Raw genomic sequence first — 19,603 nt, 5'->3', positions numbered from 1 at the left:
CGCAACATGCTTGCACCGGTGCTGCGGGACGTGCGCGCCGTTGTCTTCGACACCGACGGAGTGATCACGGACTCCGCCCGGGTGCACGCTGCGGCGTGGAAGGAGGCGTTCGACGCCTTCCTGTGCGCCGGCCCGCCCCAGGACGCCGGCCGACGCCGCCCGTTCGACGTACGGGACGACTATCTGCAGTACGTGGACGGCAAATCCCGCCTGGACGGCGCCGCGGCCTTCCTGCGCTCACGCGGCATCGACGCGTCCGCCGAAACAGTGAGCGTCGTGGCGGCGGACAAGGAGCGTCTGTTCACCGAGCGGCTGCGCACGCACGGCGTCGACGCGTACCCCGGAACGGTACGGCTGGTGCGTGCGCTGCGCCGGGCCGGTGTACCACGGGCGGCCGCCTCCGCGTCCCGTCACGCCGGCGAACTGCTCGCCCGGGCGGGGGTGCTCGACCTTTTCGACGTCCTCGTGGACGGCGGCGAGGCAGCCCGCCTGGGCCTGCCGGGCAAGCCACAACCCGACCTCTTCCTGGAGGCGGTCCGCCGCCTGGGCGTCCCGGTCGGTCGTGCTGCGGTCGTCGAGGACGCCCTGGTGGGCGTGGAGGCGGGCTGCCGCGGCGGGTTCACGCTGGTGATCGGCGTGGACCGCGCGGCCGGCCCGGAAACGAGGGAGAGACTGTTGCGGCACGGAGCCGACATCGTCGTATCCGACCTGGGAGAACTGGTCACGCAAGGAGCGTCGAAGTGACGGGCTGGACCTGGGAGTACGAGGGCTATGAGCCCGCCGACGAACGCCTGAGGGAATCCCTGTGCACGCTGGGCAACGGCTACTTCGCCACGCGGGGGGCGTTGCCCGAATGCGGCGCGGACGAGGTGCACTACCCGGGCACGTATGTGGCCGGCTGCTACAACCGGCTCACCTCCGGCGTGGCCGGCCACCAGGTCGAGAACGAGGACCTGGTCAACGTGCCGAACTGGCTGCCACTGCGCTTCCGGTTGGCCGGGCAGCAGTGGGTCACCCCCGACACAGCGACCGTGCTGGAGCATCGTATGACCCTGCACCTGTCCGCCGGGCTGCTGGAGCGACGGACGCGCTACGAGCTCGGCGAGGGACGGGTGCTGGCGGTCCGTCAGCAGCGTCTCCAGCACATGGCCGACCCCCATCTCGCCGCGCTGCGCACCGAGTTCACGGCCGAGGGTTTCTCCGGCGGGCTCGACGTCGAGGCGGCACTCGACGGCGGCGTCACCAACTCCGGCGTGCCACGTTACCGAGACCTGGACGGCAGCCACCTCACCCATGTGCACACGGGGACGGCCGCCCCGGACACCGTATGGCTGCGCTGCCGCACCCGGACTTCCGACATCCGTATCGGCATGGCGGCACGATTGAGCGCCGACGCCACCGTCACGATCCGACACGAAGTGCCGCGCGCCGCACAGCTGTTGCACCTGCACCTGGCCGACGGCCGTACCGCCGTCGTCGACAAGACCGTCGCCCTGCACACCTCGCGCGACCCGGCCATCAGCGATCCCCTGTCCGCCGCCGTCGACCGGGTGACCCGGGCGCCGGGCTTCGACGAACTGGTCGAGTCGCACCTCACGGCCTGGGACCAGCTGTGGCGCCGCGCGGACCTCGATGTCGACGGGGAGGCGGGCCGTATCCTGCGGCTGCACCTCTTCCACGTCCTGCAGACGCTCTCCCCGCACACCGCCGACCTCGACGTCGGTGTACCCGCCCGGGGTCTGCACGGCGAGGCCTACCGCGGTCACGTCTTCTGGGACGAGCTGTTCGTCCTGCCCTATCTCAACCTGCACTTTCCCGAGGTCTCGCGCGCCCTTCTCCGCTACCGCCACCGGCGACTCGAACAGGCCTGCACCGCCGCCCGGGAGATGGGCCGCCGGGGTGCGCTGTATCCCTGGCAGAGCGGCAGCGACGGGCGCGAGGAGACCCAGCGACTGCACCTCAACCCCCGCTCGGGACGCTGGCTGCCCGACCACTCCCGGCTCCAGCACCATGTCGGATCGGCCATCGCGTACAACGTGTGGCAGTACTGCGAGGCCAGCGGCGACACCGAGTTCCGGCACACCAAGGGTGCCGAGATGCTGCTGCAGATCGCCCGCTTCTGGGCCGACTCGGCCGTCTACGACGAGGCGCTCGGACGGCACCGCATCAAGGGCGTGGTCGGCCCCGACGAGTACCACGACGCGTATCCAGGCGCGCAGAAGCCGGGCCTCGACGACAACGCGTACACGAATGTCACGGCCGCCTGGGTACTCACCCGCACGTTGGAGCTGCTTGGTTCCCTTCCCGAGCCGCGGCGGCGCGAACTGGTCGAGCGCGCAGGGCTCGACGGCGGCGAGCTCGAACAGTGGGAGGACGTCTCCCGCACTCTCCATGTGCCCTTCCATGACGACGTCATCAGCCAGTTCGAGGGTTACGGCGACCTCGCGGAGCTCGACTGGGACGCCTACCGCACGCGGTACGGGGACGTCAGGCGCCTCGACCGGATCCTGGAGGCGGAGGGCGACACCGTCAACCGCTACCGTGCCTCCAAACAGGCCGACGTACTGATGCTCGGGTACCTTTTCTCGCCGGCCGAACTGCGGGACCTGTTCCGCCGGTTGGGTCTGCAACTCGACGAGGACATCTGGCGGCGCACCGTCGACCACTATCTGCAACGCACCAGCCACGGCTCCACGCTCAGCGGCCTCGTCCACGGCTGGGTCCTGGCCCGCGCCCGGCGCTCGGAGGCGTGGAAGTTCTGCCAGGAGGCCCTCCAGGGCGACATCGCCGACGTGCAGGGCGGTACCACCGGTGAGGGAATCCATCTGGGCGCCATGGCCGGCACCCTCGACCTCGTCCAGCGCGGCTTGACCGGACTGGAGACGCGGGGCGGGGCGTTGTGGCTCGATCCCGTGCCGCTGCCAGAACTGTCCTCGTACGGCTTCGCCTTGCGCTACCAGGGTCACTGGGGGGTGCAACTCAGATTGGAGCGCGGACTGTTGGAGATCGCGGTGCCGTCGTCGGACGGCTCGCCGATCGACGTACGGCTGCCGGACCGGGCGGTCTGCCTGCAGCCGGGGGAGACGTGCCGGCTGATGCTCGGAGGCTGACGGCGAACCGCGGCCGTGCGCGGGCCGCAGCGAGGACGACCGGGTCGCGCGCGGGAGCGCCGGCAGATCGCCGTTCCGGGAGAGCCGCGTGGCCCAGGCGTCGACGGCCCAGGAGCGCGGCACCGCGTGTCCTGCGGCGCGCAGCCGGCCGGGCACGAGAGCCCAAGGGCCACACGCGGCCGCCGAGCATGCCCAGTGCCGGACCGACGGCGTGCACTTGCTCCGGTGTGCGGAACAGGGCGCCAACCACATTTCTGGCGCCGGTCCCGGGCAGGGCCCAGGCGGTGCCAGTCCGGCGCGCCGATGCCGATGGTCAGCTGGACTGCACCATCGGCGGCAGGAGATGGGCGCTCGCTTCGCCGGACACAGAGACGGCGCGTCGGTCGTTTCCTCCGCCTCGTACGGCCCGACGATCCTGCGGTACGCGCACTGCTCCATCGCTCCGGTGCGGTCCGGGAAGGCGAGAATGCCCATGCCGCCTGTGGTGACAATGGTCCGGCGGCGGGAACGCTTCGTCGGGCCGCCGAACGCCGTGCCTCACCGGGAGGGGCGGTCACCCGGCTCGGGCTGCTCCAGATGCGTTGCGAGCACCGCGGCCTGCACGCGGCGCTGGACGCCCAGCTTGGCCAGCAGCCGTGAGATGTGGTTCTTGACGGTCTTCTCCGAGAGGTAGAGCCTCTTGCCGATCTCGCGGTTGGTGAGTCCGTCCCCGATCAGCGTGAGGATCTCTCGCTCGCGCGGGGACAGGCCCGCCAGCTCGGGGGCGAGGGCCGGCTCCTCGGCGGGCTCGGCGCGCAGGGACCGCATCAGCCGGGCCGTGGTCGCCGGGTCCAGCATGGACTGGCCCGAGGCGACGGTGCGCACCGCGGAGACCAGGTCCGAACCCTTGATCTGCTTGAGCACATAGCCCGAGGCCCCGGCCATGATCGCGTCGAGCAGTGCCTCCTCGTCGTCGAAGGAGGTCAGCATCAGCACGGCGAGCTCGGGCATCCGGCTGCGTAGATCGCGGCAGACCGAGATGCCGTCCCCGTCCGGCAGGCGTACGTCCAGGACGGCCACGTGCGGCCGCACCGCCGGGGCCCGCACGAGCGCGTGCTCCACGTTCTCGGCGTCGCCGACGACGGAGATGTCCGACTCGGCCTCCAGCAGGTCGGCGATTCCCCGTCGCACCACTTCGTGGTCGTCGAGCAGGAATACGCGGATCGGGTCCTGCGCCGTGAACCTGGGTGCCTCGGTCATGTCGACCCCTCCTGGAGATGTGGCACACGGACTGCGGGCCGCGCGTCACGACGATCATCACTCGACGGGGCCGGTCGCACTAGGGCCGACCGGCCCCACTCGTGCTCGCGGCCCCCTGAGGGATCCGTACCCGTACAGGACCGGTTGTCCCGCACATGGGCGGAGACTCGGTCTCCGGCGCAGGTAGTGGAGCGGGCGTCGGAGCGCGGCCTGGCGCGGAGGAGGAGCGTGTCGGGCGCGTTCGTGGGCGAGTGACGGGCTGGGTCCTGGCGGACGGGACGGTCTGCGTACCTGTCCTGTGGGTCTCGAACGTGTGCAGGAGTCAGACCGCGGTCCGGTCCGGGCCGTCGAGCGCGAACTCCACGTCCACGACCCCTTCGACCGCGCGGACCAGGCGCGCTGCCACGGGCACGAGGGAGGTGTTGTGGACCCGGCCGCCGAGTGTCACGACGCCGTCGCGGACCTCGACGTACACGGTGGAGGGAGGCGTCGGGAAGAGGTACGAGACGATCTCGCGCCGGACCTCCTCGGCGATCTCCTCGTCGTCACGCAGGAACACCTTGAGCAGGTCCGCGCGACTGACAATGCCCTCGATGTGCCCTGTCTCGTCGACGACGGGCAGTCGCTTGACCCGAGCCCGCGCCATGGTCCGCGCGGCTTGTGCGAGTGTGGCGTCCGCCGGGACGGTGAGGGCGGGCGACGTCATGAGCTCACCGGCGGTCACGGAGCCGGCCTTGGCGAGGTCGGACAGCCGTCGCAACTGTGTGTGCCGGTCGGGGTCGCTGTCGCGGAACTCCTCCTTGGGCAGCAGGTCCGCCTCGGAGACGACTCCCACGACCCGGTTGCCGCGGTCCACGACGGGCACCGCGCTGACCTTCCGGTCCTGCAGAGTGCGCACGATGTCCTTGAAGGAGGCCTCGCGGCCGACGGTGGCGACGGCGCGGGTCATCACGTCACTCACGATGTGCGGGGACGCGTGCACGACGCCTCCTTGATCGCTTCGGTCCTCGGGACTGCCGGGCGTGTCACTGGCGGGTCCCGCTGCCGTACGGGCCGTACAGGTCCAGCAGCCGGATGCGGGCGGCCTGCAGACGGTGGGCCACCACCTCGCCCACCCACCCCGCGATCGCCCGGCCGAACGCGGGTTCCTCCCGGCAGAGCGCCCGAACGGCCGCGGCGTCGAACTCGTACGCCCGCAGTGGCGAAGCCGCCTCGCCGCCGAGGTGCCAGGTGTGCGGGGTGAACAGCCAGGACCAGCCGACGAGTTCGTTGTGTCCCAGAGACTCGATGACTGCAGCGCGGCGGCCGGGCACGCGCATGTCGAGGTCGACCGCGCCCGTGCGGATGATCCAGAACCGGTCGGCGCGACTGCCTTCCTCGAAGAGCCGCGTGCCCTGGGGGAACGACACCTCCCGGGCGATCCGCATCAGCTGCTGCCGGTGCTCGGCAGGCAGCGCCCGCGGCATGCTCGTGGTTGCGGGAGCGTTCATGGCGTGCCTCCAGTAAGGCGTACGGAGCTACCAGGAGCAGCGTGTGCCGACCGGCCCGGAACCGGCTATGGGCCACCTGGCCCCACGCCACGGGCCACCCGGCGGCGCGCCCCACCCCTGAGGCACCCTGTGCCACCCGGTGATCCGCGGTTCGATGGTGGTGAGAGAGCCACTCGGCGGAGCAGAAACCCGAGCGGAAAGGGGTGGAACACCATGGGTACGAGCCTGACTCCGGAGTTCTGGCGGGAGTTCGCCGTTCTCCTGGTGATCGCCATGGCCGTCACCGTTGTGCTCAGTGCAATGCTCGACGCGGTGTACCTGCGGTCGCAGCAGCACCGTGCCGCACGGCGGGCGTCGGGCACGGGGACGCCCGGGACGCCGTCCGGGACATCCGGGACGGCGCGTCGGCCGGAGCGGCCCGCCGTGCGCACGCCTGTGAAGAGCTGAGCCGGCTACCCCTTGCGGCTCCATTCACGGTACGCGGCCACAGCGGTCGGCAGGGTGGGGAAGATCAGGTCTCTGCCCACCGCTTCGGCGAGCCCGTACGCCTCCAGGTCGGCGAGAAGATCCTGTTTCACCCGGGCGAGGGCGAACACGATCCCGCGGCGGGTGAGTTCGCGGCGCAGTTCGTCGACCGCGTCCAGCGCGGTGATATCAACTTCGACGTTCGCCTCGGTGTTGAGGACGAACCAGTGGACCGGGCCGGTCTGTTCGTCCACCGCGGCCAGGGCGCGCCGGTGGAAATCCTGGGCGTTGGCGAAGAAAAGTGGTGAGTCGTAGCGGTAGACGAGCAGACCCGGGACAGTGCGGGCCTGTGGGTAGTCGTCCACGTCGTGCATGCCGGCCACGCCCGGCACGAGCCCCTCCACGGCGTCGTGAGGGCGGGCCACCCGGGTCAGCATCTCGGCCACGGACAGGCCGACGGCGACCAGCACGCCGTACAGGATGTCCAGGGTCAGTACCCCGGCCAGGCAGCCGAGCGCCAGCAGCAGCTCGCGCCGGCGGAAGGAGGCCAGCCGGCGAAAGCCCGCCAGGTCGATCATGCGGACGGCCGCGTACACGACGAGGGCACCCAGCACGGCCGACGGCGTATGGGCCAGCAGAGGGCTCAGGAACAGCAGGACGGCGAGCACCGCCACGCCCGCCACCAGCGAGTACGCCTGACTGCGGGCGCCCGTCGAGAAGGCGAGGGCGGTGCGGCTCGCGCTGCTGCTCACCGGGAAGCCGTGGAGGGCGCTCGCACCGAGACTGGCCGCGCCCATGGCCAGCAGCTCCTGGTTGGCGTCCACGCCTTCCTCGTCGTCCTCATGGCGCGTGAAGCCGCGCGCGGTGAGGATGACGTCGGTGTAGCCGACAAGGAGGACGCCGAGCGCGGGCAGCACCAGGGGCGGCAGTTCGGTCAGGTGCGGTAGGGCGACGTCGGGCAGTCCTGCCGGGACCTCGCCGATGACCTCGATGCCGTGTCGGTCGTCGAGGTGGAAGACCGCCACCGCCGCCGTGCCGAGCACGACGGCCAGCAGGGGGCCTGGGGCCCAGGGCAGCCACCGTGCCACCGCGAAGAGGAAGGCGAGTGCGGCGACGGCGAACAGCACGGTGGTCGAGTGCGCCTGCCCGAGACGCCGGATGAAGGACCACAGCTGCGGGAAGAAATCCCCGCCCGTCGTTCGCACGCCTGTCAGCTTCGAGAGCTGGCTCGTGATCATGATGAGCGCCAGGCCCGCGAGATAGCCGATCAGGACCGGACGGGAAAGCAGATCGGCGACGAAGCCCAGCCGCAGTGCCCAGGCCGCCAGGCACAGCAGGCCGACCGCGAGGGCCAGGGCGGCGGCCAGTGCGGCGTAGCGGCCCGGGTCCGCGCCGGCGAGAGGGCCCACCACGGTCGCCGTCATCAGCGCCGTGGTCGACTCCGGGCCGACCGACAGCAGACGCGACGAGCCCAGCAGCGCGTACAGAGCGAGGGCGGGCAGGATCGCCCACAGTCCGGCGACCGGCGGCAGTCCGGCCACGACCGCGTAGGCCATCACCTGCGGCACGAGATAGGCGGCCACCGTCGCCCCCGCCAGCAGGTCGCCGCGCAGCCAGGAGCGGTGGTAACCGGTCAGGACGACGATCCCGGGCGTCAGACGGCGCCAGCTCATGGCACGTCCGCCCGAGTCGTGGGACATGGGTCTCCTCTCGTCGCCTCCTCCAGGATCCACTCCCGGGTGCAGAGGGACCCCGGCCGCAACCGCGACCGTTGGGCCGGTCGGCCCCGGTCGGGGACCTGCGGCCCCTGCAGTATCGACCACTCCTCCGCCGAGTCTGGAGACACATTCCCGATGAGGAGGCGGAACCATGGTGCGCACTGTTGTCGCAGGGCTGGACGGCTCGTCGGAGAGCCGCGCCGCTGTGGAGTGGGCAGCTCGCGAGGCAAAGTTGCGTGGTCTGCCGTTGAAGATCGTCCATGTCTGGGAGCCCGTGCCGGATCCCGTGGCGCAGGCCCCGCTCCTGGGTGCCGAGACGCAGCAGCACTGGAGCGAACGAATTCCCCGCGAGACCCTCGAGGGCCTCCGTCTGCGTCATCGGGGAGTCGAGATGACCATGGAACAGTCGAGCGGCCGGCCCGCCGACGTCCTGGTCAAGGCAGCCGAGAACGCCGAACTGCTCGCCCTTGGTTCCCGGGGATTCAGCGGCATCGGCGGATTCATGGTCGGCTCGGTCGGCCTCGCCGTCGTGGCCCACACCGAGCGGCCTGTGGTCCTCGTCCGTGCCGGGGAGCAGGCCGCGGACGAGCACGTGCCGGATCCGGCGGGCATCCCGTCGGCCGCCACGCCGTACCAGCCTGTCGTCCTCGGCCTCGACCCCGACGGGCCGGACAGCTCGGTGATCGAGTTCGCCTTCGACGCGGCCGCCCGGCGCTCCGCCGTCCTGCGGGCCGTCCACGGCTGGAACCTGCCGCCGTACTACACCTACGGCCTTTCCGCCGATCCGGAGTTCCACGACGAGATCGCGCGCCGGCAGTCCGCGGCCCTGGCCGCAATCGTGAGCCCCTGGCGCCTGAAGTACCCGGACGTCGAGGTCGTGGAGGAGTCCCGCGCCGGGAACGGGGCCAACCACTTGGTCGACGCCTCGCAGGGAGCCAGTCTGGTCGTCGTCGGCAGGCGCATCCGCCGCAGCCCGCTCGGCGCCCACATCGGCCCGATCACCCACGCCGTACTGCACCACGCCGGCTCCCCCGTCGCGGTCGTCGCCCACAACTGACGCCCATCACAAAGGAGCACGCGGCGGGCCGCACCAGGGTCGTCCGTGAGTCGCGGCCGCTCGCCTCCGTCAACGAGTCGATCGACGAGGTGCTGCGCGGCGAGGTCAAGGCCCGCATCGATTTCAAGTTCGCAGCGGAAGGATGAGGACGGTGGAGACGACGGAACTGCCCCTGGTCGTGGGCGTGGACGGCTCCGAACCGAGTCTGCGGGCCGTCGACTGGGCGTCCGACGAGGCCATGGTGCGCGGGCTCCCGCTGCGGGTGGTGTACGCCTCGCTGTGGGAGCGCTACGAAGGCACCGCGCTTGCCGCGGATCTCGGGAAACCGTCCGAGGCAGTGCTGCCCGACGACATCGTCGACAACGCGGCCCGGCGGGCACACACACGCCACCCGGAACTGAAGATCACCGCCGAGGTGCTGCCCGAGGAGCCCGAGTACGCGCTGGCGAGGCAGGGCCGTAACGCCTCCGCGCTGGTGGTGGGCTCCCGTGGCCGCAGTGGCCTGGCAGAGCTGCTGCTGGGCTCCGTCAGCCTGTCCGTGGCCGCGTATGCAGAGTGCCCGGTGATCGTGCTGCGCGGCAGCCACAACAACCGGGCGCCCGGCACCCGCGGCCGAGTCGTCGTGGGCGTCGGCGAGGACGGGAAGGAGTCCCCGGCCGTGCGGTTCGCGGTCGAGGAGGCACGGCGTCGCGGGGTGCCCCTGGAGGCCGTAAGGGCCTGGCGGTGCCCCGCACACGAGACCACCGACCATCCCTTGCTGTCGGGGGAGCCGGCGCGGCTGCACCAAGCGCGGGCCGCGGAGGCGCTGGCGAGCGCACTGCGGGACGTCCCGCCCGACGTCGAGGTGCAGCGCCGCACCGTCGAGGGCCACGCCCGCCGGGTGCTGGCGGACGCCTCGTACCGCGCCGACCTCCTGGTCGTCGGAGCCAAGCGTCGCGGCGGGCACCTCGGGCTTCAGCTCGGCCGCGTCGCCCACGCGGTGCTGCACCACTCCGCCTGCCCGGTCGCCGTCGTACCGGAGCGGGACGCTCAGAGGCCGGCCCCCTGATCGGGGACGTGGAAGGGCAGATCGTGTGGCGGGCGCCGACAGCCGCTCGACGGCGGCCGCTTCGGCACCGGCGGCGTCACCTCGTGGTGGTGCAGGGTGCCGAGACGGTGGGCGGTCATGTTCAGGCGGGCCTGGCGTTTGTCATCGCTTTCGCCGACGCGTCACGGTGCCTCCCACAGGTGCTCGCCGCCTACGACCTGCTCCGCCGCCATCTGCCGAGCCTCGGCGTCCGGGTCGTCAACGTCGTCGACATGACCCGGCCGTTGCCGGGCCAGGAACACCCGCACGGGATGAGCGACTTCGAGTACGACGGCCTGTGCACCGAGGACCAGCCGGTGATCTTCGCGTACCACGGCGACCCGTGGCTGATCCACCGGCAGGTCGCGGACCGGACCTGGAACGCGTAAGCGCTCCGCAGGGAAGTGCGGCGATACGCCGTCGGTCCGGGCGACGCCTTCGTGGCTGGTCGCGCCCACGCGGCGGAGCCGCATGTCGCCACAGCCGCGCGCCGCTTCGGGGCGCTGTCGACCTGCCCCGCCACCGAGGGCCGAGTGGCCCAGGAGGCCCGCCCGGACAGCCCATGGGAACGCAGTCCGTTCCGCTGGACCCTGGAAGTGTCGGTAGACCCGGAGGAGAGACTGCGATGACGCACGACGCACTCAGCCGCCCCATGGTCCATGCCCTGCTCGCGGACGGCACCACCGTGTGCATCCGGTCGGTGAACCAGGGTGATCACGACCAGCTGCAGGGGCTCTACGAGGAGATGTCCACGGAGAACCTGCGGCTGCGGTTCTTCACGGCCAGCCGCCCTTCCGCCAAAAGGGCAGCCGACCGGGCCTGCGGCACAACGCGTCCCGGCTACCGCGCCCTGCTGGCCGAGACGAAGGACCAGGTGATCGGGCTCGCCGAGTACGACACCGGCGGCACCGGGACCACGGCCGAGATCTCCATCGCGGTCGCCGACGGACTGCACCACCGCGGCGTCGGCACCCTTCTGGTCGAGCATCTGGTCTCCGCGGCCCGCGCCGAGGGCGTCACCGCCTTCACGGCCGACGCCCTCAGCGAGAACCGTGAGGTGCTACGGCTTTTCGCCGACCTCGGCCTGCGTACGGCCCGCCGTTTCGAAGGCCCGGAGGTGCGCTGCACCATCGAGCTCGACGACAGCGACACCTACCTCACGGCCGTGGAGGAGCGTGGCCGGGCCGCCGACGTGGCCAGCCTCGAGCCGCTGCTGCGGCCGAAAGCGGTGGCCGTCGTCGGTGCCGGACGCAAACCCGGCTCCGTGGGCCGGGCGATCCTGCACCACCTGCGCGCCGGCGGATTCACCCGGCGTCTGTTCGCCGTGAACCCGGCCGCGACCTCCATCCTCGGCGTGCCGTCGTACCCGGCGGTCGCAGCCCTGCCCAGGACCCCCGACCTCGCGATACTCGCCGTCCCCGCCGCCTCGGTCCCGGAGTCCGCCGAGGAGTGCGGCAAGGCGGGCGTACGGGCTCTGCTGGTCGTCAGCGCGGGCCTGGACGCCGACCAGGCCGGGGCGTTGATGACGTCCTGCCGCACCTACGGCATGCGGATCGTCGGCCCCAACTGCCTCGGCATCTCCCACACCGACCCCTCCCTGCGCCTCGACGCCACCTTCGCCGCCGGCCATCCTCGCCCCGGCAGTGCAGGCGTCGCCGTCCAGTCCGGCGGTGTCGGCATCGCCCTGCTCGACGGGCTGTCCCGGCTCGGCATCGGCGTCTCCACGTTCGTGTCCCTGGGCGACAAGTACGACGTCAGCGGCAACGACATGCTCCAGTGGTGGGAGAGCGACAGCCGCACTGATCTCGCCCTGCTGCACCTGGAGTCCTTCGGCAACCCGCGCGCCTTCTCCCGCACCGCCCGCCGCGTGACCCGCCGCATGCCGGTGCTGACCGTCGACGCCGGTCGCACCGACGCCGGCCGGCGCGCCGCGGCCTCGCACACCGCGGCCGCCGCCACCCGCACCATGACCCGAGGCGCGCTGTTCACGCAGGCCGGCATCACCGCCGCCCGGTCGGTCGGCGAACTCCTGGAAACCGCCGCCCTGCTGCACTCCCAACCGCTGCCCGCCGGCCCTCGCGTCGCCATCGTCACCAACGCGGGCGGCGCGGGCGTCCTCGCCGCCGACGCCTGCGCCGAGGCCGGCCTGACCCTGCCGGCGCCCACCGCGCGACTGATCGACGACCTGCTCGCCGTACTGCCCGAGGGCGCCGCCGTCGGCAACCCCGTCGACGCGACCGCCGCCGTCACGGAGGAACAGCTCACCGACTGCGTGGACCGGATCATGCGGCACAGCGGCGTCGACGCCGTGCTGGTCGCTCTCGTTCCCACGGCGGTCGCCGAGGCGACCGGCGACGACCTGGTGCGAGCTCTTACCGCCGCTCCGGCCCGGTGGACCAAGCCGATCGCGACGGTGCGGCTCGAACAGGCCCTGCCCGTCGAGCTGTTGCCCGCCGGCGGCGGCACCGTCCCGTCGTACGCCGAACCGCAGGCGGCGGCACGGGCGCTGGCCCACGCAGGGCGGCGCGCGGCCTGGCTGGCACGGCCCGCCGGGACCGTCCCCGACCTCGACGAGGTCGACACCGCGCGTGCCCACGCCGTTGTGGACACCTACCTCGACGCGCACCCGGACGGCGGCTGGCTCGACCCGCGCGCGTGTGCCGAACTCCTCGCCTGCTACCGCATTCCCCAGTCGCCGTGGGCCTGGGCCGAGACCGAGGACGACGCCGTTCTCGCCGCCGACCGGCTGCGCGGCGCCGACGGCCGGGTGGTCATGAAGGGGTACTGGCCGGGGCTGCTGCACAAGACCGCGGAGCACGCCGTCCACCTCGACCTGCGCGGCGACGCCCAGATACGGGCCGCCTTCCGGGACCTGGAGACCCGGTTCGCAGGCCTGTTGACCGGTGTGGTGCTGCAACCGCTCGCCGACCGCGGCACCGAACTGTTCGCAGGTGTGGTCCAGGACGAGGTGTTCGGCCCGCTGGTCCTGTTCGGGCTCGGCGGCACCGCGACCGAAGTGCTCGCCGACCACGCCGCCCGGCTCGCCCCACTCACCGACCACGACGTGCACGACCTGATCACGGCCCCGCGCTGCGCCCCGCTGCTCTTCGGCGCGAACGGCGCGCGCCCCGTCGACCTCGAAGGCCTCGAACAGCTGCTGCTGAGGCTGTCCCGGATGGCGAGCGATCTGCCGCAGCTGGCCGAGGCCGACTTCAACCCCGTTCTCGCGACACCGGGCGGAGTCCATGTGCTCGATGCGCGCGTGCGCCTGCTGCCCCGCAGGCCCCAGGACCCGTATCTGCGGCGACTCCGCTGAGGAGGGAAGAGGCATGAAGCACAACAAGGTCGGCTCCGTGATGACCAGTGAGGTGGTCCGCGCCACGTACGGCACGCCGTTCAAGGAGGTGGCACGACTGCTCGGCGAACACCGCATCAGCGGACTGCCGGTGGTGGACGATGATGACGAGGTCATCGGCGTCATCTCCGAGACGGATCTCATGATCAGGCAGGCGGAGACGCCGGGCCCCGACGAGTCGAAGAGGCATCACCGCCTCGCCTCGCTCACCCGCGAGGGCAGGGCCCGGGCCGCGAAGACCCGGGCGCGCACCGCCGGCCAGCTGATGACCGAGCCGCCCATCACGGTGCACGCCGACAACAGCATCGTCGAGGCCGCCCGGACCATGGCCCTGAATCACGTCGAGCGGTTGCCCGTCCTCGACGAGGAGAACCGGCTCGTCGGCATCGTCACCCGCCGTGACCTGCTGCAGGTCTTCCTGCGGCCCGACGAGGAGATCCGCAGCGAGATCGTCGAGGAGGTTCTGGTGCGCGCACTGTGGCTGGCGCCCCGCAGCATCGACGTCTCCGTGGTCGAGGGTGTGGTCACCCTGTCCGGCCACATGGAACGCAAGAGCGAGACGGAGATCACCGTCTCCATGACCCGTCAGATCGACGGGGTCGTCGCGGTCGTCCACAAGCTCACCTACCGGCTGGACGACTCCCATCTGCGGCCCGACGAGCCGGCACTGCACGGCGTCGCCGACAACTGGATGCGCAAGCTGTGAGCTGAGAGGAGGCGGACCGCCATGCCCACCAGCGTGCTGGTCGCCTATGGGACGACGAACGGATCGACCGCGCAGATCGCCGAGGCCGTGGCCGAGGTTCTGCGCAAGGAAGGGTTCACGGCCGATGTGTTGCCGGCCGGATCCGTCACCGACGTGACGCGCTACGACGCGGTCGTGGTCGGCGGCGGACTGTACGCCGGACGCTGGCACAAGGATGCCCGCCGGTTCGTGCGCCGCAACCGCCGCGCACTGGCCGAACGTCCGCTGTGGTTCTTCAGCAGCGGCCCGCTGGACGCCTCGGCCTCCGAGCGGGAGATTCCACCCGTGCCCGGCGTGCGCCGCGCCATGACCCGGCTCGACGCACGGGGACATGTCACCTTCGGAGGCTGCCTCGAAGAGGGAGCCAAGGGGCGCATCGCCCGGATGATCGTGCGTAACGGAAAGGGCGGCGACTTCCGGAACTTCCCCGAGATCGAGGCATGGACGGCACGTGTCTCGGGCGAACTGGTGGAGGAACGACAGAGCACCTGAACGTACGGCCCAAGGTGTCCACGGGTTCGGTACGGACGACCCCGGCGTGGCACACGCGCCGGGCTCTCGCGTGTCGCGAAAGGGGGTCCGGAGTACAGGTGCCGACGTCGTCCTGGCTGTTCATGCTCGGCCTGCTCGGCATCGGCCTCACCCTGGTCGCAGGCATCGGCTGGCGGCTCGCGGCGAGCGCCGGCACGGCCATGATGGCCGCTGATGTGGATCGCCGAGTGGCCGCCGGCCAAGCACCCTGTCCGCCGGGCCGGCGAGCATGTCGACCAACCCGTTTGCCGACTGCCACCTCATCTACGCCGTCCTCATCGCCCCAACGGTCGCGAGTGCCGGTGCCACTTGGGGTCTGGGCAGGGACTGGGCGCGGCTGCCCTCCCGAGTGCGTCCTGGAAGGGCTGATCAGAAAGCCAGGCTCCGCCTGACGGGGCCCAACGGCCCGGCACAACAGGGACGGATGGCGGGCCTCCGGTGCGCCGACAGGCCCTCCCGGCGGGCAGGACGACGGACGAGCATCAAAAGCGCAGAGGTTCACATGCGGAGTGAGGGAGTAACCGCGATGACGGCAACGGTGACAGCTGGACCCCGGTCGAGGACCGAGGCATGGCGGGGCTTCGCCGGCACGCACTGGCGGGACCACGTCGACGTGCGCGACTTCATTCAGGCCAACTACACGCCCTACGAGGATGGTTCCACATTCCTGACCGGGCCGACCGAGCGCACCCTCGCCGTCTGGGGCAAGGTCGCCGCCCTGTTCCCCGAAGAGCGCCGCCGGGGCATCCTCGACGTCGACCCGGGCAACCCGTCCACCATCACCTCGCACCGGCCGGGCTTCATCGACCGCGACCGCGAACTGATCGTCGGCCTGCAGACCGACGCGCCACTGCGGCGGGCGATCATGCCCAACGGCGGGCTGCGCATGGTCGAGAACGGGCTCACGGCATACGGCTACCAGACCGACCCCTTCGTCACCCGCGTCTTCGGCACCTACCGCAAGACCCACAACGACGGCGTCTTCGACGCCTACACACCCGAGATGCGCGCCGCCCGCAAGGCCGGGATCATCACCGGCCTGCCCGACGCCTACGGCCGCGGCCGGATCATCGGTGACTACCGGCGCGTCGCGCTGTACGGCACGACCCGACTGATCGAGGCCAAGCGGGCCGAGAAGGCCCTCCTGGACGCACAGCCCTCCACGCCGGACGTCATCCGCGACCGCGAGGAACTGGCCGAACAGATCCGGGCACTGGGAGAGCTGACGCAGATGGCCGACTCCTACGGCTGCGACATCACCCGCCCCGCCGTCACCGCCCACGAAGCGGTGCAGTGGCTCTACCTCGGCTTCCTGGCAGCGGTGAAGGAACAGAACGGCGCCGCGATGTCGCTGGGCCGCACCTCCACCTTCCTGGACGTCTACCTCCAGCGGGACCTGGACGAGGGGATCCTCGATGAAATCCGCGCCCAGGAGCTGATCGACGACTTCGTGATCAAGCTGCGGATCGTCCGGTTCCTGCGCACCCCCGAGTACGACGCCCTGTTCTCCGGCGACCCCACCTGGGTGACGGAGTCCATCGGCGGCATAGGAACCGACGGCCGCCCGCTGGTCACCCGCACCTCCTTCCGCTTCCTGCAGACCCTCTACAACCTCGGCCCGGCACCCGAGCCCAACCTCACCGTCCTGTGGTCGCCCAGGCTGCCCGAGGGCTTCAAGGAGTTCTGCGCCCAGGTGTCCATCGACACCAGTGCCATCCAGTGACTCATGCGGCTCGCCGGGAGCCGGAGGCCGACCGGGGCCGGCCCGCGGCCGTCGGGGCCGTGGCCGGTGTGGCTCGCCTGCGGTAGACCAGGTAGGGGCGGGCGAGGTATCCGATGGGGGCGCTCCAGACGTGGACCAGCCGGGTGAAGGGCCAGGCGGCGAAGAGCAGGCAGGCGGTCAGGGCGTGCAGCTGGAACAGCAGCGGGGCTCCGGCGATTGCCTCGGGCTGCGGCTGGAGGACGAACAGGCCGCGGAACCAGACGGAGACGGTGGAGCGGTAGTCGTAGCCGGGGCCGAAGACGTTGTGGGCGGCGGTGGCGGTGATACCGAGCAGGACGGTGGCGGACAGCAAGGGGAAGAGAAGCTTGTCGCTGCGGTCGGTACCCAACCGGATCGATCGGGTCAGCAGCCGGCGGGCGCACAGCATGCCGAGTCCGGTGACCATGGCGACGCCCGCCACGGAACCCGCCCACACGGCCGTGGTGTGGTACGCGTGCTCAGTGATGCCGGCCGCCTCGGTCCACGAGTCGGGGATGGCGAGGCCCACCACGTGCCCGGCGATCACCATGAAGGCGCCCAGGTGGAACAGCGGGCTGCCGAAACGCAGCCAGCGGTGTTCGAGGAGCTGGCTGGTGCGAGAGGTCCAGCCGAACTGGTCCTGCCGGTAGCGCCAGACGTGCCCGACGACGAACACCGCGAGACAGATGTACGGAACGGCGACCCACAGCAGGAGATCTGCGCCGCTCGTGGACGCGGCGGCCAGGGTGGTGGGTACGGCGTTCATCGGGGGCCTTCCGTACGGCTGCTCGGAGCGGGTGGCACAGAGGTCGGCGGGGCAGGAACCGGCGGCACGAAGGTGCCGGGAGGGGCGAACTCGCCGTCTCCGTAAGTCCCGTAGGGGTCGAGCCCGACCTCCTCGTTCGGCGGGCCCTCCGCGACGAGCCGGGCCACCGCCGCGCGGTCCGCCTCGGTGGGCGGTGGCAGCAGCGTGAGCAGCGCGGCCGGCACGTGAAGGTAGGGCGAGTCGGCGTCGGTCAGCGCCCGGTGGATCAGTTCCAGGCCGCGCCGGTGGTGGCGCAGCGGTGCCTCGCCACCACCCGGGCCTACGAGGGCGGCGAACTCAAGCACGACCGGCAGGTGGTCGGGCAGTTCGCCGCCGTCAATGTCCCAGCCCGCGGCCTTGTAGCGCTGGTTCAGGGTGAGCAGGGCCATGCCGCGACGGCGGGTGTCGCCGTGCAGGTAGTAGGTGAGGTAGAGGCTGCTCTTGCGGCGCAGGTCGAACATCTCGACGTAGTGCCGCTCCAGCGCCTCGGGATCCTGTGCGGCGAACCAGTCGGTGAACCGGGCCAGTTCCTCGGCCGCGGGCGTGGCCGGAAGAGCCTCCACCAGGACGGTCAACTCTGTCCGGGCTGCGGTCAGTTCGCAGTCGGGGTACTGCAGGAGCAGCGACACGAGCCGCAGTATCAGGGCTCGGCCGGCAGTCTCCTCAGGTGTGAGACGGGCCGGGCGGCGTACGGCCGCGCGGACGCGGGTGCGGACGAGCGCGGGAATCGTTGAGGGCAGCGGGCTCACGGACGGCCTCCGGCGGGAGCTTCGGGTGTACGGCGGCGCAGGGTGGGGATGCCGAGCATGACCTTGCGGGGCTCGTCGTCGCCGGACGTCTCGACCGGGCAGCGGTTCTCCATCGCGGTCAGCGCGGCGGCGTCCTCCATATGCGCTGCGGGGACGACGTACCGGTCGGCGTACTTGGCGACGGCGAGCAGCCGGTGCAGGTCCTCCGCCTCGCGTGCGTTCAGGCCGACGGCCTTGAGCGGGGCCTCGTCGCCGGCCTCGCCGAGAGTGCGCTCGCGCATGTACGAGCGAAGCGCGGTGAGCTTCATCAGTACGCCGGCGACCACGTCGGTGTCCCCGGCGGTGAACAGTTCCGCCAGGTACTCCAGCGGGATGCGCAGGCGGGTGACGGCGGCGAAGACGTGGTCGGGGTCGTCCTGGTTGCCGCCGGCTGCGTCGACGGCGTCGAGGACGGGGGAGAGCGGAGGGACGTACCAGACCATCGGCATGGTCCGGTACTCCGGGTGCAACGGCAGCGCCACCTTGTACCGCATGACCAGGTCGTAGACCGGGGAGCGGCGCGCCGCGTCCAGCCAGTCCTCCGGAATGCCCGACTCGCGGGCTGCGGCGCGCACTTCCGGGTCGTGCGGGTCGAGGAACACCCCGCGCTGGGCGTCGAGGAGGTCCTTCTCGTCCGGGGTGGCGGCGGCCTCGCCGACCTTGTCGGCGTCGTAGAGAAGCAGGCCGAGGTAGCGCAGCCGGCCCACGCAGGTCTCGGAGCAGACGGTGGGCTGGCCGGCCTCGATGCGCGGGAAGCAGAAGGTGCACTTCTCGGCCTTGCCGGTGGCGTGGTTGACGTACACCTTCTTGTACGGGCACGCCGTCACGCACATCCGCCAGCCCCGGCAGCGGTCCTGGTCGACCAGGACGATGCCGTCCTCGACGCGCTTGTACATCGCGCCCGACGGGCAGGCCGACACGCATGCCGGGTTGAGGCAGTGCTCGCACAGGCGGGGCAGGTGGAAGAGGAAGGTCTGCTCGAACTCGAACTTCACCTTCTCCGCCCACTCACCGGTCAGGTTCGGATCGCCCCCCGCGTTCTCGGGCGCGCCTCCCAGGCCGTCCTCCCAGTTGGCGCCCCAGGTGATCGCGGTGGGCTTGCCGGTGAGGACGGAGCGGGGGCGGGCGACGGGCATGTCCTCCTGGGCGGGGGCGTTGACGAGGTTGTCGTAGTCGTAGGTGACCGGCTCGTAGTAGTCCTCGATGGACGGCAGGTCGGGGTTGGCGAAGATCGACAGCAGGCGCTTGAGACGTCCGCCGGAGCGCAGGACGAGACGTCCGCGCTTGTCGAGCATCCAGCCGCCCTTCCACTGCTCCTGGTCCTCGTAGCGGCGGGGGTAGCCGACACCGGGCTTGGTCTCGACGTTGTTGAACCAGGCGTACTCGACGCCGGTGCGGTTGGTCCACGTCTGCTTGCAGGTGACGGAGCAGGTGTGGCAGCCGATGCACTTGTCGAGGTTCATCACCATCGCGATCTGTGCCATGACGCGCAT

General features: G+C 71.3%; 15 protein-coding genes and 4 pseudogenes. 12 read left to right on the top strand and 7 right to left on the bottom strand.

The genetic code is table 11. The features are described 5' to 3' along the window. Window positions 1–6 precede the first annotated feature (6 nt). Together ACN6LB_RS35130 and ACN6LB_RS35125 are read left to right on the top strand one after the other, a co-directional pair. Window positions 7–744 (top strand): HAD family hydrolase, encoded by a 738-nt coding sequence (locus ACN6LB_RS35130; RefSeq protein ID WP_445029376.1) that lies wholly within the window; start codon window positions 7–9, stop codon window positions 742–744. Beyond that, window positions 741–3,110 carry a glycoside hydrolase family 65 protein gene (locus ACN6LB_RS35125; RefSeq protein ID WP_445029375.1) on the top strand — a complete coding sequence of 790 codons (2,370 nt, stop codon included), beginning with the start codon at window positions 741–743 and terminating at the stop codon, window positions 3,108–3,110. The genes ACN6LB_RS35130 and ACN6LB_RS35125 overlap by 4 nt, the downstream gene beginning before the upstream one ends. Before the next feature lie 537 nt (window positions 3,111–3,647). Here ACN6LB_RS35125 and ACN6LB_RS35120 read toward each other — a convergent pair. The 3 genes from ACN6LB_RS35120 to ACN6LB_RS35110 form a co-directional block, all read right to left on the bottom strand. Beyond that, complete coding sequence (locus tag ACN6LB_RS35120; RefSeq protein ID WP_445029374.1) at window positions 3,648–4,349, bottom strand: response regulator; 702 nt, start codon at window positions 4,347–4,349, stop codon at window positions 3,648–3,650. A 322-nt stretch (window positions 4,350–4,671) separates the two neighbouring features. Next, window positions 4,672–5,331: a CBS domain-containing protein gene (locus ACN6LB_RS35115; RefSeq protein ID WP_445029373.1), complete on the bottom strand. Its 660-nt coding sequence runs from the start codon at window positions 5,329–5,331 to the stop codon at window positions 4,672–4,674. A 43-nt stretch (window positions 5,332–5,374) separates the two neighbouring features. Next, entirely contained in the window at window positions 5,375–5,839 is a 465-nt protein-coding gene (locus tag ACN6LB_RS35110; RefSeq protein WP_445029372.1) for a cyclic nucleotide-binding domain-containing protein, read from the bottom strand. 213 nt (window positions 5,840–6,052) lie between these two features. Between ACN6LB_RS35110 and ACN6LB_RS35105 the strand changes: the two genes are divergently transcribed. Further along, window positions 6,053–6,286, top strand: a complete 234-nt coding sequence (locus tag ACN6LB_RS35105; protein ID WP_445029371.1) for a hypothetical protein — start codon at window positions 6,053–6,055, stop codon at window positions 6,284–6,286. Window positions 6,287–6,291: 5 nt separating this feature from the next. Here the strand turns inward: ACN6LB_RS35105 and ACN6LB_RS35100 are convergent, their stop codons facing one another. Then, entirely contained in the window at window positions 6,292–8,004 is a 1,713-nt protein-coding gene (locus ACN6LB_RS35100; RefSeq protein WP_445029370.1) for a SulP family inorganic anion transporter, read from the bottom strand. Window positions 8,005–8,173: 169 nt separating this feature from the next. On the opposite strand from ACN6LB_RS35100, the gene ACN6LB_RS35095 reads away from it, so the two are divergent. The 9 genes and pseudogenes from ACN6LB_RS35095 to ACN6LB_RS35055 form a co-directional block, all read left to right on the top strand. Beyond that, a complete protein-coding gene (locus ACN6LB_RS35095; protein WP_445029369.1) occupies window positions 8,174–9,079 on the top strand; it encodes a universal stress protein in 906 nt (301 codons plus the stop codon). Beyond that, window positions 9,061–9,225, top strand: a pseudogene (locus ACN6LB_RS35090) (zinc-dependent alcohol dehydrogenase); the annotation flags it as partial. The gene ACN6LB_RS35095 and the pseudogene ACN6LB_RS35090, both read left to right, overlap by 19 nt. Further along, window positions 9,222–10,127, top strand: coding sequence for a universal stress protein (locus ACN6LB_RS35085; RefSeq protein WP_445029368.1), 906 nt, complete (start codon window positions 9,222–9,224; stop codon window positions 10,125–10,127). The pseudogene ACN6LB_RS35090 and the gene ACN6LB_RS35085, both read left to right, overlap by 4 nt. 176 nt (window positions 10,128–10,303) lie before the next feature. Continuing rightward, a pseudogene (locus ACN6LB_RS35080) lies at window positions 10,304–10,522 on the top strand (phosphoketolase family protein); the annotation flags it as partial. Window positions 10,523–10,770: 248 nt separating this feature from the next. Then, on the top strand, window positions 10,771–13,461 hold the full coding sequence (locus tag ACN6LB_RS35075; RefSeq protein ID WP_445029367.1) for a bifunctional acetate--CoA ligase family protein/GNAT family N-acetyltransferase: 2,691 nt from the start codon (window positions 10,771–10,773) through the stop codon (window positions 13,459–13,461). A gap of 13 nt (window positions 13,462–13,474) precedes the next feature. Further along, a complete protein-coding gene (locus ACN6LB_RS35070; RefSeq protein ID WP_445029366.1) occupies window positions 13,475–14,206 on the top strand; it encodes a CBS domain-containing protein in 732 nt (243 codons plus the stop codon). A 21-nt stretch (window positions 14,207–14,227) separates the two neighbouring features. Next, window positions 14,228–14,737, top strand: coding sequence for a flavodoxin domain-containing protein (locus tag ACN6LB_RS35065; protein ID WP_445029365.1), 510 nt, complete (start codon window positions 14,228–14,230; stop codon window positions 14,735–14,737). Window positions 14,738–14,844: 107 nt separating this feature from the next. Then, a pseudogene (locus ACN6LB_RS35060) lies at window positions 14,845–15,119 on the top strand (hypothetical protein); the annotation flags it as partial. A 183-nt stretch (window positions 15,120–15,302) separates the two neighbouring features. Next, window positions 15,303–16,496: pseudogene (locus ACN6LB_RS35055) on the top strand (pyruvate formate lyase family protein); the annotation flags it as partial. A 4-nt stretch (window positions 16,497–16,500) separates the two neighbouring features. Here ACN6LB_RS35055 and narI read toward each other — a convergent pair. The 3 genes from narI to narH are packed head-to-tail and all read right to left on the bottom strand — an operon-like array spanning window position 16,501 to window position 19,603. Beyond that, window positions 16,501–17,283, bottom strand: a complete 783-nt coding sequence (gene narI, locus ACN6LB_RS35050; RefSeq protein ID WP_445029364.1) for a respiratory nitrate reductase subunit gamma — start codon at window positions 17,281–17,283, stop codon at window positions 16,501–16,503. Continuing rightward, the gene (gene narJ, locus ACN6LB_RS35045) at window positions 17,280–18,071 is read right to left on the bottom strand and encodes a nitrate reductase molybdenum cofactor assembly chaperone (protein ID WP_445029363.1); all 792 of its coding nucleotides are present in this window, start codon (window positions 18,069–18,071) and stop codon (window positions 17,280–17,282) included. The genes narI and narJ overlap by 4 nt, the downstream gene beginning before the upstream one ends. Next, the gene (gene narH / locus ACN6LB_RS35040) at window positions 18,068–19,603 is read right to left on the bottom strand and encodes a nitrate reductase subunit beta (RefSeq protein WP_445029362.1); all 1,536 of its coding nucleotides are present in this window, start codon (window positions 19,601–19,603) and stop codon (window positions 18,068–18,070) included. The genes narJ and narH overlap by 4 nt, the downstream gene beginning before the upstream one ends.

The sequence above is a fragment of the Streptomyces sp. SAS_270 genome (genome assembly GCF_052543295.1).
Note: the sequence above shows the minus strand (reverse complement) of the source record. Positions and strands in the feature narration are given on the sequence as shown.

What these genes read in the sequence shown, in the direction of transcription:
- ACN6LB_RS35065 (WP_445029365.1), top strand. Translation starts at nt 14,228, where the DNA reads ATGCCCACCAGCGTGCTGGTCGCCTATGGGACGACGAACGGATCGACC.
- ACN6LB_RS35130 (WP_445029376.1), top strand. Translation starts at nt 7, where the DNA reads ATGCTTGCACCGGTGCTGCGGGACGTGCGCGCCGTTGTCTTCGACACC.
- narH (WP_445029362.1), bottom strand. Translation starts at nt 19,603, where the DNA reads ATGCGCGTCATGGCACAGATCGCGATGGTGATGAACCTCGACAAGTGC.
- ACN6LB_RS35075 (WP_445029367.1), top strand. Translation starts at nt 10,771, where the DNA reads ATGACGCACGACGCACTCAGCCGCCCCATGGTCCATGCCCTGCTCGCG.
- ACN6LB_RS35120 (WP_445029374.1), bottom strand. Translation starts at nt 4,349, where the DNA reads ATGACCGAGGCACCCAGGTTCACGGCGCAGGACCCGATCCGCGTATTC.
- ACN6LB_RS35070 (WP_445029366.1), top strand. Translation starts at nt 13,475, where the DNA reads ATGAAGCACAACAAGGTCGGCTCCGTGATGACCAGTGAGGTGGTCCGC.
- narI (WP_445029364.1), bottom strand. Translation starts at nt 17,283, where the DNA reads ATGAACGCCGTACCCACCACCCTGGCCGCCGCGTCCACGAGCGGCGCA.
- ACN6LB_RS35110 (WP_445029372.1), bottom strand. Translation starts at nt 5,839, where the DNA reads ATGAACGCTCCCGCAACCACGAGCATGCCGCGGGCGCTGCCTGCCGAG.
- ACN6LB_RS35095 (WP_445029369.1), top strand. Translation starts at nt 8,174, where the DNA reads ATGGTGCGCACTGTTGTCGCAGGGCTGGACGGCTCGTCGGAGAGCCGC.
- ACN6LB_RS35105 (WP_445029371.1), top strand. Translation starts at nt 6,053, where the DNA reads ATGGGTACGAGCCTGACTCCGGAGTTCTGGCGGGAGTTCGCCGTTCTC.
- ACN6LB_RS35085 (WP_445029368.1), top strand. Translation starts at nt 9,222, where the DNA reads ATGAGGACGGTGGAGACGACGGAACTGCCCCTGGTCGTGGGCGTGGAC.
- ACN6LB_RS35100 (WP_445029370.1), bottom strand. Translation starts at nt 8,004, where the DNA reads ATGTCCCACGACTCGGGCGGACGTGCCATGAGCTGGCGCCGTCTGACG.